At 40.6% G+C, this 281-nt stretch carries 1 protein-coding gene; it reads left to right on the top strand.

The features are described from left to right. Positions 1 to 2 precede the first annotated feature (2 nt). Positions 3 to 224 carry a GDCCVxC domain-containing (seleno)protein gene (locus tag HC175_RS23560; protein WP_168024421.1) on the top strand — a complete coding sequence of 74 codons (222 nt, stop codon included), beginning with the start codon at positions 3 to 5 and terminating at the stop codon, positions 222 to 224. The last annotated feature ends 57 nt before the right edge of the window (positions 225 to 281 follow it).

Below are 281 nucleotides of genomic sequence, written 5' to 3'. Positions count from 1 at the left end.
ATATGAAAGATCTCCAAAATTCTATAATAAACGAATCTGAAATAACCTGCCCAAGATGTGGACATAAAACAACAGAAGAAATGCCAACCGGGTCCTGCCAGTTCTTCTATGAGTGTGAAAACTGTAAAACAGTTTTAAGACCGGCAGAAGGAGATTGCTGCGTGTATTGTAGTTACGGCTCTGTAGCCTGTCCTTCTATCCAGGGGAAAGATGGGTGCTGTTAAATTTTGACTATCTGAAGATGATCAAAAGAGGAAAATTGACCATCCCGTTTCTTGTGC

This window comes from Salinimicrobium oceani, assembly GCF_012037645.1.
The sequence above is the reverse complement of the archived record's forward strand: the minus strand, read 5'-3'. Positions and strand labels throughout refer to the sequence as shown.

Excerpts from the sequence above, each read along its gene's own strand:
- HC175_RS23560 (WP_168024421.1), top strand. The coding sequence starts at position 3 with ATGAAAGATCTCCAAAATTCTATAATAAACGAATCTGAAATAACCTGC.